Source organism: Clostridiales bacterium (assembly GCA_014799665.1).
GTDB lineage: Bacteria > Bacillota > Clostridia > Christensenellales > Pumilibacteraceae > Anaerocaecibacter.
Map to the genome: position 1 here is coordinate 21378 of JAAVHP010000002.1, position 16925 is coordinate 38302.

Annotated in this window: 18 protein-coding genes; 4 read left to right on the forward strand and 14 right to left on the reverse strand. The window is 50.7% G+C overall.

Annotated elements, in window-relative coordinates:
• Positions 1-333: 333 nt before the first annotated feature.
• Together HDT28_00105 and HDT28_00110 are read right to left on the reverse strand one after the other, a co-directional pair.
• Positions 334-660 carry a hypothetical protein gene (locus HDT28_00105; GenBank protein ID MBD5130989.1) on the reverse strand — a complete coding sequence of 109 codons (327 nt, stop codon included), beginning with the start codon at positions 658-660 and terminating at the stop codon, positions 334-336.
• 29 nt (positions 661-689) lie between these two features.
• Positions 690-1685: an SPFH domain-containing protein gene (locus HDT28_00110; protein ID MBD5130990.1), complete on the reverse strand. Its 996-nt coding sequence runs from the start codon at positions 1683-1685 to the stop codon at positions 690-692.
• A 288-nt stretch (positions 1686-1973) separates the two neighbouring features.
• Here HDT28_00110 and HDT28_00115 point away from each other — a divergent pair, with 288 nt between their 5' ends.
• Entirely contained in the window at positions 1974-2693 is a 720-nt protein-coding gene (locus HDT28_00115) for a tRNA 2-thiocytidine biosynthesis protein TtcA (GenBank protein MBD5130991.1), read from the forward strand.
• 11 nt (positions 2694-2704) lie between these two features.
• Positions 2705-3355, forward strand: coding sequence for an HAD family hydrolase (locus tag HDT28_00120; protein MBD5130992.1), 651 nt, complete (start codon positions 2705-2707; stop codon positions 3353-3355).
• Between the two features lie 75 nt (positions 3356-3430).
• Here the strand turns inward: HDT28_00120 and HDT28_00125 are convergent, their stop codons facing one another.
• Complete coding sequence (locus HDT28_00125) at positions 3431-4690, reverse strand: HlyC/CorC family transporter (GenBank protein ID MBD5130993.1); 1260 nt, start codon at positions 4688-4690, stop codon at positions 3431-3433.
• Between the two features lie 196 nt (positions 4691-4886).
• A complete protein-coding gene (locus HDT28_00130) occupies positions 4887-5834 on the reverse strand; it encodes a DUF5104 domain-containing protein (GenBank protein ID MBD5130994.1) in 948 nt (315 codons plus the stop codon).
• Positions 5835-5947: 113 nt separating this feature from the next.
• On the opposite strand from HDT28_00130, the gene HDT28_00135 reads away from it, so the two are divergent.
• Both HDT28_00135 and HDT28_00140 read left to right on the forward strand, forming a co-directional pair.
• Entirely contained in the window at positions 5948-6313 is a 366-nt protein-coding gene (locus HDT28_00135; protein MBD5130995.1) for a DUF3888 domain-containing protein, read from the forward strand.
• Between the two features lie 121 nt (positions 6314-6434).
• Positions 6435-6836, forward strand: a complete 402-nt coding sequence (locus HDT28_00140) for a GNAT family N-acetyltransferase (GenBank protein ID MBD5130996.1) — start codon at positions 6435-6437, stop codon at positions 6834-6836.
• Between the two features lie 57 nt (positions 6837-6893).
• On the opposite strand, the gene HDT28_00145 is transcribed toward HDT28_00140, so the two are convergent.
• From HDT28_00145 to HDT28_00190, 10 genes are all read right to left on the reverse strand, one after another.
• Positions 6894-7070: a cytochrome C551 gene (locus HDT28_00145; GenBank protein MBD5130997.1), complete on the reverse strand. Its 177-nt coding sequence runs from the start codon at positions 7068-7070 to the stop codon at positions 6894-6896.
• A gap of 146 nt (positions 7071-7216) precedes the next feature.
• On the reverse strand, positions 7217-7495 hold the full coding sequence (locus tag HDT28_00150; GenBank protein MBD5130998.1) for a FeoB-associated Cys-rich membrane protein: 279 nt from the start codon (positions 7493-7495) through the stop codon (positions 7217-7219).
• Complete coding sequence (locus HDT28_00155) at positions 7492-9843, reverse strand: ferrous iron transporter B (GenBank protein MBD5130999.1); 2352 nt, start codon at positions 9841-9843, stop codon at positions 7492-7494. Before HDT28_00155 ends, HDT28_00150 begins: the two co-directional genes overlap by 4 nt.
• A gap of 58 nt (positions 9844-9901) precedes the next feature.
• Entirely contained in the window at positions 9902-10132 is a 231-nt protein-coding gene (locus HDT28_00160) for a ferrous iron transport protein A (GenBank protein MBD5131000.1), read from the reverse strand.
• Positions 10133-10216: 84 nt separating this feature from the next.
• Complete coding sequence (locus HDT28_00165; GenBank protein ID MBD5131001.1) at positions 10217-10447, reverse strand: ferrous iron transport protein A; 231 nt, start codon at positions 10445-10447, stop codon at positions 10217-10219.
• A 134-nt stretch (positions 10448-10581) separates the two neighbouring features.
• Complete coding sequence (locus HDT28_00170; protein ID MBD5131002.1) at positions 10582-11496, reverse strand: tRNA glutamyl-Q(34) synthetase GluQRS; 915 nt, start codon at positions 11494-11496, stop codon at positions 10582-10584.
• 114 nt (positions 11497-11610) lie between these two features.
• Positions 11611-13095, reverse strand: a complete 1485-nt coding sequence (glpK, locus tag HDT28_00175) for a glycerol kinase GlpK (GenBank protein ID MBD5131003.1) — start codon at positions 13093-13095, stop codon at positions 11611-11613.
• A gap of 54 nt (positions 13096-13149) precedes the next feature.
• Complete coding sequence (locus HDT28_00180) at positions 13150-13389, reverse strand: hypothetical protein (protein MBD5131004.1); 240 nt, start codon at positions 13387-13389, stop codon at positions 13150-13152.
• A gap of 13 nt (positions 13390-13402) precedes the next feature.
• Positions 13403-15511: a hypothetical protein gene (locus HDT28_00185; protein ID MBD5131005.1), complete on the reverse strand. Its 2109-nt coding sequence runs from the start codon at positions 15509-15511 to the stop codon at positions 13403-13405.
• Between the two features lie 190 nt (positions 15512-15701).
• Positions 15702-16826 (reverse strand): hypothetical protein, encoded by a 1125-nt coding sequence (locus HDT28_00190; GenBank protein ID MBD5131006.1) that lies wholly within the window; start codon positions 16824-16826, stop codon positions 15702-15704.
• Between the last annotated feature and the right edge of the window lie 99 nt (positions 16827-16925).

Below are 16925 nucleotides of genomic sequence, written 5' to 3' on the forward strand. Positions count from 1 at the left end.
TCAATTGTTTTACCCTTACTTCTTTTGAAAAAGAAGTAAGCAAGAAAACTTTACTGTCGTGTATGAAATTAAAAATTTCGTTCTTTGTTACACCCGATTAATTCCCTTACGTTATTTATTGCTTTCCGCCACTTTGAAAAGAAGTAGGCAAGAAACTTTTACTGTCGGGTATGTGCGAAAGTGATTTGTTCTTCGTTACACCCGAGTAATTTCTGTTCGTTATTAATTGTTCTACGCCATTCTTTCCAGCATTCTAAGCGTAAGGAAAAATCTCTTTAAAAACAGGTAAAAACACCCGTATCGTTCGACACGGGCGTTTTATAAACGAATAAACTATACCTCGGTTCTGCGCGCTGCGATCGCAAGCTCTATGTCCTTAATGAGCTTGTCGGTCTTTTCACTTACCGCGCCCTTAGTCTTGCTGAGCTCGATACGCAAATCGTCGATAATATTGCTTATGCGCTTATCGCAGCTTTTAACGTCGCCGTCCTCGAACGGTATTAGGTATTTAAGCTTTTCTTTAAGCTCGTTGAACCTGTTCGTAAGCGCTTCGTCCTCTGACAAAACGATAAGCGTTTCTACCGCGCGGCTGTTGCTCGCTACGAGCTCTCGATCTAGGGCGGTCTTTTCCGCCGATTTCTTTTTCTTGAAAAAACACATGATACTATCCTTTTTAATTCCTAATTAGCTTACAGCTTTTTACCGCAGCCCGAGCAGAAGGTCGCCGACGCGTCGTTGACCTTGCCGCACGAAGTGCAGGTGATGGGCGCGCGGCTTACGCGTTTACCGCAGGCGGGACAGAACACCGCCATGGGGTCGTGCTCGCCGCCGCAGTGCGGGCAGCGCGGCTTGAACGCAGTTCCGTTAGTTTTCATAGCGTCGTAGTACGCAGTCTTTTCGCGCAGCTCCATTTCGCGCAAATACTTTTGCCGTTCCCAGTTCTTGTCGTCCAAGCGCTCGGCTTCCTCGCGAGCTGCCTTGGCGGCGATAGTCGTGTCGAGTACCTGCTCCATCGCGCGCTTGTCCTCGTCGTGAAGATCGAAGTCGGCAATCTTGAACTCGACTACTTTGAGCCCGTACTGGTTTTCGAACTTCGGGCTTAGGATCTCGCCCATGCGCGAGCTTATCATCTTCTTGTTCTCGACGAACTTGTCGTACGTAAGTTGAAGATCGGCAACCGCGTGCGTGAACACCTCGGCGAACTCGGTAGCGACCGTTTCGCTGAACCTGCGGCTGAACTCGTTGCGGTTGAACTCCTGCTTAACGCCCACTATCTTGCGGAAGAACAGCTCGGGATTGGAAACCGTAACTTCGAACTCGCCGCGCGCGCCGACCGTGATCGCTCTGCCCGTCGCCGCGTCGCGGAGCGTAATGCGGTTGGGCGTGCCCCATTTAATGGGTACGGCGGTGTCCTTCGCGATATACACGACCTCGACCGAAAGCCCGCTTTTCCAGCTCTTGACCTCGGCGCGACTATCGAACACGTCGTAGTTGCCGCTCGGGTAATAGCGCGCGTCGCCGCCGCCCTTGATGATAATTGCGTTGTGCGTGAACGGGACCTCGATACGCGCGTTCTTGTCGGTTATTTCGTCGCGAATACGTATAAAAAGCACGTCGTTGTCGTTGACGTCGCCCTCGCAAAATCTTTGATCGAGCTTGATCACTTGCGGCTTCTTAGAAAACATTGTTCCCTCCGGATATGGAATATTATTCGAACGTTATTTGAATAATATCGTTAAATATATTTCTATATTAATATAATGTATTTAGGTATTAAAAGTCAAGTAGTTTCCTTACTTCTTTGAAAAGAAGTAAGCAAGAAACTTTTAGTGTCGTGTATGGGCGTATGTATTAATTTTGCTTTACGCCCGAATAACATCTTTTCGCAAATTATTGCCTTCCATCTCTTTGCCCCACGAAGAATCCCCAAAAAATACTTGCCAATACTGCAAAATCAATGCTACAATATATCCATGAAACTACAAAAGCTTTTATCGCTTGTCAGGCGGTGCGACGCCGACTTTAGACTTATATCAAGCGGCGACAGGATAGCCGTCGGGCTGTCGGGCGGCAAGGACAGCCTTGCGCTGCTCTATGCGCTCGCGTCCTACCGCAGATTCAGTCCGCACCCGTTCGAGCTGTGCGCCGTCGTGATCGACGCGGGCGCAGGATCGGACTTCTCGCCGCTCGAACCCATGTGCGAAGAACTGAACGTTCCGTTACATATAGTGCGCACGCAGATCGCGCCTATCGTGTTCGAAGAACGCAAGGAGAAAAACCCTTGCTCGCTGTGCGCCAAAATGCGGCGCGGCGCGCTCGATAACAAGCTTAACGAATTGGGCTACAACGTGCTCGCGCTCGGGCACAACGCCGACGACATGGTAGAAACTTTTTTATTGAGCCTGATGTACGAGGGGCGGCTGAGCACGCTTCAACCCAAGTCCTATCTCGACAAGAGCGGCATTACGCTCATTCGCCCGCTGCTGTACGTGCGCGAAAAAGAAACTGCGGCGTTCGTCAAAGAGAACAACGTAACGGTTATTCACAACCCCTGCCCTGCCAACGGCTTTACTCAGCGCGAAACGATGAAGTCTGTTATAAATAATATGTGCGCAGTCACGCCCGACGCATTCGAGCGTATGCACTCCGCGCTGTGCCATCCCGAAAGAAACAATCTCATCATAAAAAATTAGCAGGAGATATTATGTTCGACTATATACTTTTCGATCTCGACGGAACGCTGACCGACTCGTTCGACGGCGTTGGAAATTCCATACTGTACGCCATGAAAAAGCTCGGGCGCACGTTGCCCGACAAGCAGTCGCTCAGGTGGTGCTTAGGTCCGCCCATCAAGGAGAGTTTTCTCAAACTTGTAGACGGCGACGAGAAAGCGGCTAACGAGGGCGTACGGCTGTACCGCGAATACTATTCCGACCGCGGGCTGTTCGAAAACCGCGTGTACGACGGCATACCCGAAGTGCTTAGCGAACTTCAAGATATGGGCAAGCGACTGATCGTGGCTACGAGCAAGCCCGAGGTCTTTTCCAAGCGCATACTCGAAAAGTTCAAGCTCAGTCAGTATTTCAATTTCGTAGCGGCGGCAAGCCTTGACAGCTCGCGCACACAGAAGTACCAAGTAATAGACTACGCTATCACCGAAAAGCGTTTAACGATATCGAAAACCGTAATGGTCGGCGATCGCCACCACGATATAGACGGAGCGAATATGTACGGGATTAAATCGATAGGCGTGCTTTACGGCTACGGCACAGAAGAAGAATTAGAAAGCGCCGGTGCTGACTTTATCGCCCCGACACCGAATGATATTGTTGAGATAATTAGGAATTGTGAATGAGGAATTACAAATTAAAACGGTGGCTGTATCGTTGCGTTCGATACAGCCACCGTTTTTTATAATTCCTAATTGATATTAATCTTCCTCTTTCTCGCTCACCGTGATCTTGACCTCGGCGACGCGTTTTTGCGTGGAGCGAGTGACGGTTATATGCAGGTTGTCGTAGTCGAAGCTTTCGCCCGCTACGGGGATCTTTTCCATTTGCTCAGTGACCCAGCCGCCGACCGACGCGCTCTCGAATTCCTCCCTGACGTCCGCGCCGATATACTCGAAAGCGTCTAGGAGCGGCGCGTTGCCGTTGACGACGAACACGCCGTCGCCCGTCTTTTTAATGAATTCTTCGACCTCGTCGTGCTCGTCGTAGATTTCGCCGACAAGTTCTTCGAGTATGTCCTCCATGGTAATGATACCGCTCGTGCCGCCGTACTCGTCGACGACGACCGCCATGTGGATCTTGCCCTTTTGCATCATGCGTAGCGCCGCCGAGATCTTCATGTTCTCCGACAGGCAAACGGTGTTCTGGATACAGCTCTTAAAATCGGTCGCGCCGTCGAGCGTGGCGATAAGAAAGTCTTTTTCGTGGATGATACCGATAACGGTGTCGATAGTGCCGCTGTACACGGGTATGCGCGAATACCCGTTCTCGCGGAATTTCTTGGCGACCTCGTCCATGCTTTCGCTCTCGCTCACGGCGACCACGCCCACGCGGTGGACCATGATGTCGCCCACGTCGAGGTCCTCGAACTCGATAGCAGAGCGGATGAGCTCGGACTCGTGCGCGTCGATACCGCCCTCGTTCTGCGCCGTTTCCACGTACGTCAAAAGCTCGTCCTCGGTTATGCCGGGCGATTTTTTGAGCTTGAACACTTTAAGCAAAAGCTTGCGCCATTGCGAGAATATCCACGTGAGCGGAAAGAATATAATTTCGAGCAGCCATATCGCGCCGCAGAACATACGGCAAAAGCCTTCGGGGTGTTCCTTGGCGATCGTTTTGGGGGTTATCTCGCCGAAGATCAAAACGGCAAGCGTCATCACCACGGTGGACAGCGTGACCGCCGTCGAGCCGTCGCCGAGAATACTGACAAACAAAACGGTAGCGAGCGACGAGCCCACTATGTTCACTATGTTATTGCCGATAAGTATCGTGGTGATCAGCTTATCGTATCTGTCTATCATGTTCCCGACGCGCTTCGCCCATTTTACGCCGTTAGCTTCTAGCGTGTGCAGTCTTACCCTGCTTACGCTCGTAAACGCCGTTTCCGCCGATGAGAAGAACGCCGAAAGAAAAACCAAAACTATTAATACTACTAATATTCCTATTTGAGATGGGTCCATGATGGACGAGTATGATCTCCTATCAATAATAATATTGTACAATATAACATAAATTATTTAACTTGTCAAGCCCTACTTCTTTGAAAAGAAGGAAAGAAACTTTTAGTGCCGGGTATGTGCGTATGTGATTTGTTCCGCTTTGAGCCCGAGTAATTTAGTTGCGTTATATGTCCTACAAACCGACTGTCATTAATTTTTAATGAGCTAAATCGACGCTGATTCCTTCGCTCCATAAACCGTCGCCCCAATACGGATGGTCGGCTGAGTTTTCGCCTTGTCGAATATATACCGAATGTAACCCTACGTTTTCACTGTTTTCGGTGTCTTTATCGCAATACCGAACAGCTATGCTATACTTACCGTCGGCGGTGTCGATCGAATAAGAAAACATACGAAATCTTTTCGTCATATTCCCATCGGCGTCGGTTTGAATATCCGTATCCGTAGCGATTTCGGTACACGCCGTATATTCCGCCGAATAATACGAAAAGAAGTTTTCAACGTTTTCGTCGAACGCGGTATTATCATTTATCACTTTCGGGGCAAATAGCGTTTTAACGTTTTCGACGCTACCGCTTTGTAAAATGTTCATTGTCATGTCTATGTATTTATAGGGCTTAACAATGTAAATTCCTTTTCTATTATCATCGTCCCAATCGCTATCACCGTAAAACGAATAATCTTTAAGCGGATTGTCTTTTACGTTGAATATAAATAGCGACCAAATCCCGACGTTGCCTTTATCGGAAGTATCCATATCGCACCAATACATAATAGCGTGGTATTTTTCTTGGCTTGTAGTAATATCTGCGCCGATTATAAACCATTTCTTTTTTACATTGTTGTCTACATCGTCAAAGGTTGCACCGGGCATATCAAAATTATGCGAAACAAAGCTTCCTTTGTAAAGATTTAATAATGCAGAAACGTCCTCGTCGAAGTTTTGTATATCGGCTATTTTGTTGGAAGCGAACAAAGCCTTAACGCCGCTGTGGTCGTTTTTGTCCAAACAGTCTATAAGTTTTTCCAAATTCTCTTTCGCCGCGTCAGAATTGGTTTCAAGCAAACCGCAACTGCAAAGCGCGAACATACTGCAAATACAAAGTACGATTGATATAAACAGCGATATTATTTTTTTCATCATTTTTAATATCCTTAAACATTTTCATTCTTAAATTTTACTATTCATGAAACATTTTGTCAATATCCCATCAAACAAAAATAATATAAGATCAGACAAATTCACATAATACGGATATGAAGAGATCGATTTTATTGGCGGCAATTATAATCTGTTCAATGCTGTTTACCGTGAATAAGCAAAACGCATTTAGTGCCCATGCGCAAACGGATAATAAAAATATTGACGAGCTTTCTATAACCTTATTACACCCACATATAGAAAAAGCCATTACAGATTATTACGGCTTTAACCGTCGTTACGAAATCGGCGATTCGGACATTGAGATTTTAGAGCGCGACGGGAACATTTTTACCGTAAAAGTAACAGTAGACACGTTCGAAGGTCCGCACAACGATTACTTTACCGAAGTTCTGATTTTTAGGGTCGTGCCGTATGAAGTTACTCTAAAAAGCTATACTCACAGCGATTTTGTCAAATAAAAAACATCGCAAATCATCCGTCAATCAAATCATTGAAAAATGTGTTGAGATATGCTATAATAGCTTTTAGAGGTATGAGATGATTACTCTACGAAATTACACGGACAAAGATATTCCTATTTTGAAGAAACACGGCTATGAGCATTGTTCGTATGAAGAATTGAAAAAATTGATTGACACATGGAATAGCAAAATTTACGATAATTCTTATTTTGAGATGTATGCGATAGAGTTTGAATTTGAAATAGTGGGCTACGCTTCGCTTTATCAACGCTCAAAATCAATAGTCAGTTGCGGATTGGAAATATACCCTGATTATCAAAGAAAAGGGTTTGCGTCAAGCGCATACAGTCAGCTTCTCGAAAATGCAAAAAACAAAGGTTTCAAAATTGCCGTTGCGCAGGTTTTAATAGAAAACGCCGCAAGCATAGCGCTAAATAAAAAGCTCGGCTTTGAGTGCGAGAAATACGAATACATAAATAAACAAGGCAATAAAGTATATTATTTTATTAAATCACTGTGATTGTTCTAATCAACAAAAAATAAAAGGACGGGCAACACCCGTCCTTTTAAGAGCTATTTAGTTATTGCGGTTTTGGTTACGCATAGCGGCGCGCTGCGCTTTATGCGCTTTGCGGCACTCGGGGCAGCGCGTAGGTTCGTGCTCGAAGCCCTTTTCGGCATAAAACTCTTGCTCGCCCGCGGTGAACGTAAATTCCTTGCCGCAGTCTCTGCAAGTCAATACCTTATCGGTCATGTCGTTTTCTCCTTGATTTATTCAACTTTCAAAAACGACAGACAACGAGCTTTTTATTTTGAGCATTGTGAGCAATTTTCAAAACTTGTAGATTTGTTATACCACAATTTTCCCAAAAAGTCAAATAATTTATTAAGATCAATGCTCTACAACAAATCCGTAAAGTCGCACGTAACCTCGGACTGAACGTTGATCTCGGGCATAGCGTCGTCGGGATCGTCGCCGTAGTATTTGTCCTTGGCGGCGGAAGCCGACGGGCACGAGCCCGAAGCGGCACAGCCCGCGCACCCGCAGCCGCAGGACGACGTGCTTCCGCCCGTCTTGGCGGCTTTCTTATTGCGCACCGCTTTAAACACCTTCCAGCCGACGATACCGCCGACGAACAAAATTATGAGTATTATCAAAACAATTTCGAGCGCGGTCATTTCGTATTCTCCTTTTCGATTTCGCTGTCATCGGTTGCGGCGACAGCGGCAAGCGCGGCAGCTTCCGCGACCCTTTGCGCCTTGAACTTTTTAACGAGCTTGAACGCCGCGAACGCGATAAGCGCAATGAGTATAAGCGTAACGGCAAGGCTCATGCCCCACATATAGGTATTGAAGTTGCCCAGCCAGAACACTACAAAGCTGACTACGTACGCGGTCAAAAGCCAGAACCCGATAGCTATCGCCGACTTCTTGCGCGAGTTGAGCTCGCCCATTGCCGCGCCGACAGCCGCCATGCACGGCACGCTGAACAGGTTGAACGCCATATACGCGAACATAGCCGCAGGGGTCATAGACCCTATCATAGCGTCGAACGCGCCCTGGTCGGCTTCGGACGCCGCGCCTTCGAGAATAGCGTCGCCGTCCACGCCCGCGAGCGTGCCGAGCGTTGCTACGACCATCTCTTTGGCGATAAGCCCGGTGAACGCCGCAACGACGAACCGCCACGCGTACTCGTTGCACGCCGCCGTGCTTACAAACCCGTTGGGCGCCGCGAACACGGGATAGAACAAATACTGCAAGCCCCTGCCGATATAGCCGAGGATACTGACGTCGATATCGCAGTATCCGCCCTTGCCGAAGGACGACAGGAACCAAATAACGATGATCGAAACGGCAATGACCGTACCCGTGCGCACGAGCAAGTGCTTGGCTTTATCCCACAAATGGATCATAGTCGACTTGAACTGCGGACGGTGGTATGCGGGAAGCTCCATAATGAACGGCGGCGGATCGCCTTTGAGCATCGTCATTTTAAGAATGACGGCGGCGATTATCGCAACCGCGATACCCATAAAGTACATTATAAACACGGTAAGGTCGCCGTAGCCGTTCCAATACGTGTTAGCCATAATGCTGGCAAACGTCGCCCAGATCGGCAGCTTCGCCCCGCACGAGAAGAAGGGGGACAGCATGATAGTGAGCCTACGCTCTTTCTCGTTTTCGAGCGACTTGGTAGCGATAATTCCGGGCACGGCGCAGCCGAAACACATAAGGAGCGGCATGAACGCCCTACCCGACAAACCGAACCGACGGAACGCGCGGTCGAGTATGAACGCAACGCGCGCCATGTATCCGGTGTCTTCCATAATGGAAAGGAAAAGATAAAGAAGAAGCACTTGCGGCACGAAGGAAAGAACCGAGTCGATACCGGACAGCAAGCCGTCGCAAAGGAAGCCTTCTACCCAGGTCCCCTCGTAGCCTGCGGCGATAAGCCCTTCGCGCGAAACGTCTATAAGACTGCCCGTACACCAGCCGAGTAGGCTTTGCAACCACACGCCCAGGCTCGGCACGCCGCATTCGCCCGGCTCGATCATGAGCGCCGAAGCGAACAGCTCGTTATTGACCGTCACGCCGAAAAGCGAATTGAGGAACAGTATATCCTCGCTGAACGTAACGTGGAAAACCACGAACATTATAACTATGAAAAGCGGTATCGCCCACACGCGGTGGGTAAGCACCTTGTCCGCCTTGTCCGACCGCGACAAACGCTTTTCGTGCGTGGCGCGTTTAAGGCAGGGCGAGTAATTCTTGGCTATGTAGCGGTAACGCATATCGGCAACGAACGCCTCGTAATCGCCGTCGTAGCCGTTGTCGGGCAGTTTATTCTTAACGCCCTCTATCGCCTTGGCTACGTTGGGAAAGCGCGTGCATTCCGCCGTATCGCCCTCTATTAGCTTTGTCGCGTGGAACAGCGGATGCTCTATCTTCTCTGCGGCGAGCGTATCGCGAATGCGCTCTATGAACTTAAAACACTCGCTGTTTTCAAGCACACTCACGCCCTTTCGCTCAGTCTTGCCGAGCTCGACGGCGCGTTGCATAAGCTCTTTTACACCCTTACCCTTTAACGCGCTTATCGCGTTCACGGGCACGCCGAGGGCGGTCGACAATCCGTCCACATCTATCTCGTCGCCCGAACGCTCTACGGCGTCCATCATGTTGAGCGCGACGAGCACGGGCACGTCCGCTTCGAGCACCTGCGTGGTGAGGTACAGATTGCGTTCGAGGTTGGTCGCGTCAACGATATTTATGATCAGATCGGGATGCTCGTCGATCATAAAGTTACGTGACACGATTTCCTCGGGCGTGTACGGCGAAAGCGAGTAGATACCCGGAAGGTCGACTATCTCTATGCGCTCGTCCGTTTGCTTTTTGAGCCCTTTATACAGCCCCTCGCGCTTTTCGACCGTAACGCCCGGCCAGTTACCGACGTGCGCGGTACTGCCCGTCAAACGGTTGAACAGCGTGGTCTTGCCGCAGTTAGGGTTGCCTATCAGTGCTATCTTCATTCTTTAACTCCTTTTTCGGCTGCACTTATCCGCCGAATAAATAAATTATAGTTAATTACTAATCTATCTCCATAACAACGCATTCCGCTTCGGTCTTTCTGAGCGTGAGCTCGTACCCGCGAACGTTGATCTCGATAGGATCGCCGAGCGGCGCTTTTTTGCGCATTGTTATTTCCGCGCCGGGTGTAATGCCCATATCGAACAAACGCCGCCTGATGCGCCCCTCGCCCTCTACCTTCTTTACGCTCCCGCTCTCCTGCGGTGCAAATTCGGATAACCTTTTTTCCATGACCTATTCTCCGTAAATATATTTGAGTTCGCCATTGCTAACCGCATGGCAAATAAAAACGCCCAAAAGCGCTCGCTTAAAATTCTAGGCGAACACGGGGCGTTTACGAACTATAATATGGCTGGCAATATCGCTGTTTAACGCGATACGTGCGTCGTGAACACGCACTATCATATTGCCGTCAGAAAAAGAAAGGGGCGTCAGCTCCGCGCCCGACATGATGCCGAGGTTTTCGAGATGCTTGCGCGTTTTAGTATCCGCTTCCACGCGAACGACCATCATGCTCTCGCCCGCCGCTGTTTGTGATAATGACATATTCGCACCTCCTAAGTAATAATATTCGGTAGTCGTTCGCATTATGCAACTTTGGTTCGCATAGCGCAACTACTAACGATATTATATAGCTTATACGGTACGTTGTCAAGCAAAATAAGGGAGAAATCGAAAAATTAATTATCGAGTATTATTTTGTCCTTATGGATCTTATCGACGGAGAATATCGGTATAAGGCTTTTTAAATCGGTCGGGCGGGGCTCGTCGATAATGCCAGCGGCAAACGCGAGCTTACCAATTATCTGCTCGGGGGTGTAAGTCTTGAACAGCCGTTTTGCGCTGTCGCCCTCGCTCTTACTGAGCTTCCTTCCCGTTTTGTCGCAAACGAGCGGGATATGGTAATATCGGGGCGTGGGCAGACCCAAAAGCCGCTGTAAATAGATTTGCCGCGCGGTATCGTACAAGAGATCGGCGCCGCGCACGACCTCAGTCACGCCGCTTTCGCCGTCGTCCAAAACCACCGCAAGCTGATACGCATACACGCCGTCGCTTCGTCTGATAATAAAGTCGCCGCACTCGGTTGGTAGGTTTTGGCACTGCTCGCCGCAAATGCCGTCCGTAAAGGTTATCGTCTCAATGGGCACGGATATTCTAAGCGACGGGGTCATGCGCGAGCCGCGCTCTGTTCTTTCCGCCGACGATAGAGCTTTGCAGGTTTTGGGATAGAGTATTCCTCCGTCGGGCAATCGCTTTATTTCGGGCGCGTGCAGTTCGGCGCGAGTACAAAAGCACGGATAGACTTCCGCACACGTAGAGATAAGCTCGGTCGCCGCGCTATACGCCGCCGTGCGTTCGCTTTGCCAGATTATAGGCTCGTCGCTCGTAATGCCCACCGCTTCGAGCGTGGCGAGGATATCGAGCGCGGCGGAACGCGGACAACGCGGCGCATCCAGATCCTCTATACGAATAATGAACTTGCCGCCCTTGCTTTTAGCCGAAAGATACGCGACCGTAGCGCACAAAAGATTGCCTACGTGCATGAACCCGCTCGGCGTGGGCGCAAATCTTCCTATGACCGTTCCGCTATTCATAACGGTATTGTATCATGAAAAGAATTTTAATGCAATAAAAAAGGCGTACCGAAGCACGCCTATCCAAATTACAGCATCTATTCCTAATTTCTAATTTACAATCCCTAATTATTCTTACCCTCTCGCCTTTTTGACCGCCGCCGCCCAGCCGTCCAAGAGCTCTTTACGCGTATCATCCGCCATGAACGACGCAAACAGCGTTTCGTCGTGCGAAAGATTTTCCAGTCCGTTAGGGTCGTACACGCCGACGGTAAGACCGGCAAGGAACGCCGCGCCGAGTGCAGTCGTTTCGACGGTCTTGGGACGGATAACGTCGATACCCGAAATGTTCGCCATGAACTGCATGAGCGCATTGTTTGCCGACGCGCCGCCGTCGACGGAAAGCCGAGTAGCGACCACGCCGCTGTCCTTTTCCATAGCGACGAGTACGTCGTTGACCTGGTATGCAATGCTTTCAAGCCCCGCGCGGATAAAGTGATCGCGCGTAACGCCGCGCGTAAGACCTGTTATCGTGCCGCGCGCGTAAGCGTCCCAGTACGGCGCACCCAAGCCGACGAACGCGGGAACAATATACACGCCGAGCGTGTCGTCTACCGCTCGCATCGATATTTCGGTTTCGGCGGCGGTGTTTACGAGCTTCATTTGGTCGCGCATCCACTGAACGACCGCGCCGCCCATAAACACGCTGCCTTCGAGCGCGTAGGTGGGAGTGTGCGAAGTGCCTGCGGCGAGCGTAGTAACAAGCCCGTGCCGACTGACTATCGCGTCGTTGCCCGTGTTCATAAGAAGGAAGCAGCCCGTGCCGAACGTGCATTTGAGCATACCGCGCTTAAAACATTTCTGCCCGAAAAGCGCCGCCTGCTGGTCGCCCGCAACGCCCGCGATAGGTATGCGCGCGCCGATGACCTCGCTATCGGTATAGCCGAACAGCGAACCGCTCGGGCGAACCTCGGGCAGCATCTGCCGCGGGATACCGAAAAGCTTTAACAGCTCGTCGTCCCAATCGAGGGTATGAATATTAAAGAGCATGGTGCGCGACGCGTTGGTGTAGTCGGTTGCGAAGATCTCGCCCGACGACAGCTTCCACATAAGGTAGGTGTCGACCGTACCGAACAGCAGCTCGCCTTTTTCCGCCTGTTTGCGCGCCGACGGAACGTTATCGAGTATCCATTTAAGCTTGGTCGCCGAGAAGTACGCGTCGATAGTCAAACCCGTTTTGTTGTAAATCATGTCGGCGTAGCCGTCGGCTCTTAGCTTGTCGCACATATCCGCGGTACGGCGGCACTGCCACACGATTGCATTGTACACGGGCATACCCGTGACCCTGTTCCAAACGATCGTCGTTTCGCGCTGGTTGGTTATGCCGATCGCGGCAATATCGGTGCGGTTAAGCCCGCAACGCGCGAGCACCTCGCTCATAGTAGACGCGACCGACGAATATATTTCGAGCGGGGCTTGCTCCACCCAGCCTTCCTGCGGATAGAGCTGAGCGTACTCGGTCTGCGCGATCGATTTGATTTCGCCGTGCTCGTCGAAAATTATCGCGCGCGAACTCGTCGTGCCCTGATCGATTGAAAGTATGTATTTGCTTCTTGCCATGGTTGTCCTTAATTACGCAATAAAAAGGTGCGCCGAAACGCACCTCTTTGTCCGTTATTTCTTTTTATTAACTATCTTTTCGAGCTCGGTCGTAAGCTTCTGAACGCGCTCGCGTTTGAGATTGATCTGCTCGGTGAACGCACGGAAGTACGCTACGTCACGCTCATCGGGTGCGACGTGGCTCAGAAGCGCTTCAATAATGACCGCCTGCGAGCGCGACCGTTTTTCTTCGAGGATCTTTATTTCTTGTTCGAGTATGTTGATTTCCCTTGCGAGTTCTTTCTTGATAGACATGAGGTTGCTCTCCTTATTCGTTGGTTTCGCTGTTTGCGGCGGACGCCTGTTCGGCTTCCTCGGGCGGGGGTATGGTCGCTTTTTCGTCGATTATCATACCGTCCTCGGCAACGGGCGTTTCCGCCTTGGGCTGTGCGGTCTTGGGCTTTTTAGCCGTGCTCTTGGCTTTCTGCTTGCGCGCGCCCGCTATGTCGCGAGCCGCTTCGGCTTGGGCTTCGAGCTCCTCGGCTTTCTTTTCCGCTGATTTATTTCCCGACTTGCTTTTGAGCTTTTTAGCCTTGGTTTCGAGCGCGTCCGCCTTATTTTCGAGCGCCTCGGCTTCCTTAGCCGCTTTCTTTTCCTCTTTTGTCTGCGCCGCTTCGAGCTCGGGCGTATCTGCGTTATTGCCCTCGCCGCTTTCGAGCGCGGCTTGCTCCTCGCGCGCTTCAGCTTCGAGCATCATCATGGTGCGTTGTGCGTACGCAGTTATCTTGCCCGCGCGTACTGCGGATATGGTCGCGTCGATGTCCGCCTTGGCGCGCATGGACGCTATCATCTTGCCGGTGAACAGGCTGAGCACGCCTTTAACGTGAAGTATCGCAATCACGCCCGCGACCACGCCGAGCGAGCCGACCACGATAAGCAGTACCGCCCACCACGGCAGTCCGCCGCCCGACACGATCTCGTCCGCCGAGAATACTCTGAACAGTATCGTATGGCTGAGCCCCGTGTAGTTATCGGACGCCTCTACGATCGCCGTCATAAGGTACGAGTCGGGGCGCATTTCGTTCAAACGGTTGATACCGTTCGCGCTGTCATAATAAACTTCTTCGCCCGTTTCCGCATCGGTTACAACGATAACAGCTTCTCCGCACTTGGGGGTAGCGACGGGGGTGTTACGGTCGGAGAAGAACTCGTCGACCTTCCACTGCTCGACGAACGGGATAACAGTCCAGCTGTTAGTCGCTTTAAGTACGTTGAATTTGGTAGTGACGGGCGCCATATCGTAGTAGTTGGAAGAACCCTTAACTGTAGCGGTAAGGTTGTACTCACCCGCTTCGAGCTTAGCAAGCGCCTCGGCTTGCTTCTCGCCCACCATGCCGCTCGACACTACGGAGAAATCTTCGAGATCTGTTATGGGATTGTCTTCGGCATCGGTAATCGTATAAGTGATCGCATCGTTACGCTCGCTCTCGCCGAGCTCCACCGCATACTTGACTTCCGATATAATGAAATTGGTTTCGCGGTCAAAGCTGCCGTATTCCCAAAGCACTACGGACGGCGTTTTAACCCAGCTGTTATAGCCCTGGAAAACACGGAACGGAATATCGGTCTCAAAGTAGCCGTATTCGTCGTCGGCGTTCACCCAAGCATGAAGAATGTATTCGTCCGCGGCAAGAGCATTGGCTCTTTCGATATATTCGCCTACGAATTGATAATGATTGGGATACGTGGGATCGGAGCTCAGAATAACATTTATATCCTCGATCGGCTGATTGCCGAACGCGTCGCAGATAGAGAAATGAATTCTGTCGTTTTGGGGAACGTGCGCAGCTTCCGCGAGTATGATATTCTGCGTTACGTCGAAGCTGCCGTACGACCAAGTGTTGATGCTCGGAATAGTTACCCAGCCGTTTTCTTTAAGAATATTGAACGAAACGTATTCGTCGATACCTATGGTCGTGCTCGTTACATGCAAACCGTACGAACCGACGGAAAGCGCGTTTATCGCGGCTACGTAGTTATCGTTGTTATTGTCTACAATTTGGTAAAAGTAGTTATCTTCGTCGTCCTCGTCGATAACGACCTGAACGGGAATACTGCCGAGATTTACGGGCGTAATGCTACCGCCTGCACCTTCGAGCGATACCGTAATAGCCGTGTGATCCTCGTCGTCGGTTACGATCCCTACGTACGAGATCTCGTACTCGCCCGCGGGCTTCATATTAATAACGTTAACGGTCGGGTCGAACTTTCCCGCCGCCCACTGAACGATAGAGGGTTCTTGCTCCCATACTGCCGCAGCGGCTTCCTCGTTCTCGTCAGCAAACGCGACGGGCAATGCGCCGAGCGCAAATGCGCTCAGCCCGCAAACGAGTGAACCCGTAACGGCGGCTATAATCGACCTGATTGTTTTAGTCATAATTACCCTCATCTAAACTATATATACTTATAATTGTACATATACAGATATTCTACAAGAAACCCGACGATTTGTCAAGTCCTATAAGGGAATTTAATTTATTAATTAAAAAAATAGGGCTCACGGCACGGTCAACGGTAAATTAATCAAACCAAGCGACAACGTGCCCCGAGCCCTACGCCCTATTCCCTTACTTAACTTCGATCTGCTTGCCGCTCTCGGCGCACACGTAAACGTAATGCACGCCGTCGTCCAGCTCGTAGCGGTACTCGTAGCAAATGCGTTCCTTATCGCCCTTTTTGCGAACGACGAGCACGCCCTCGCCGCCGTCGCGAGTTGCCTTGCGCGCTTCCGCCTCCGTCTTTTTAACGGACGGAATATCGTGATGCTCGTTGCCGCAACCGCCCGCCGAGAACGCGACCACTTCGTCGCCGAACACTACCGCGGTAGCATAATCGTCGCACGCGAGCGCGCCGTCGTACTCGCGGCACATAAGCACGGACACCGATTTACCCGTTTGTTCCGCCCATTTGATTTTGAGTCCGTCGTAGCCGCACGCCTTCGCCGCTTCAAGCGCGACCGTCTTGGCGCTGTCTATATCGGTTTGCGCCTCGCCGTCACGCATGAACGAATACTCGATTATCTTATCCTCGCACACCACGGCGTAGCCCGTCTTGCCGTCGCGCTCTATAAAGAACTCTATATGCCCGCCGTACGCACCGACGAACTCGGCAGCGCTTACGTTAAGCGCGGTCTTTACGAGCTCGCTCGCAGCTTGCTTGTCCTCGTCGGTGATCTCTTTTTGCTCGTCCTCGTCGGTAGCGCCACCGCCCATGATCTCGCCGTTATACTCGAAGTCACTGCCGTCCGCCACACTAGCCTGGAACATAGACGCAAACTCGTATAGCGTATCGGCAAGCTCGATAGTCTGTTCGGGCGTGTACGAGTGGAGCACGACCGCCATGTCATTAAGGAACGCTTCCTTATTGCGATTTTCGTACCATTCGTCCACGTGACATTCGAGCGCTGTCTCGGCGCGCACCGCATGAACGAGCGCCGTCGATTTGAGTGTTTCCACGGGCTCGGCGTCTGTGCAAAGCCTGAGCGCCGACATAGTGCTTTTAAGCCCCGCCGCAGCGTCGGACAAAAGATACTCCGCCATCAGCCGACTGTTGTCGGGCGCATTCGCCTCGTGCCGCTTCTGCACCGCGCAAATAAGCCCCGTGATCGTGCCGCCCAGTATAAGAACAAGTGACGATACTATCGCCGCAATGATAACGGCGTAACTGCGTTTTTCGTAAATTCTGTTAGTCATTTCAACCTCTTTTGTAATTCAAAATTATTTTAGAATAGAATAAGTTTTATAATGCTTATATTTTTAACTTAAAGTTTTCTTGCCTACTTCTTTTTCAAA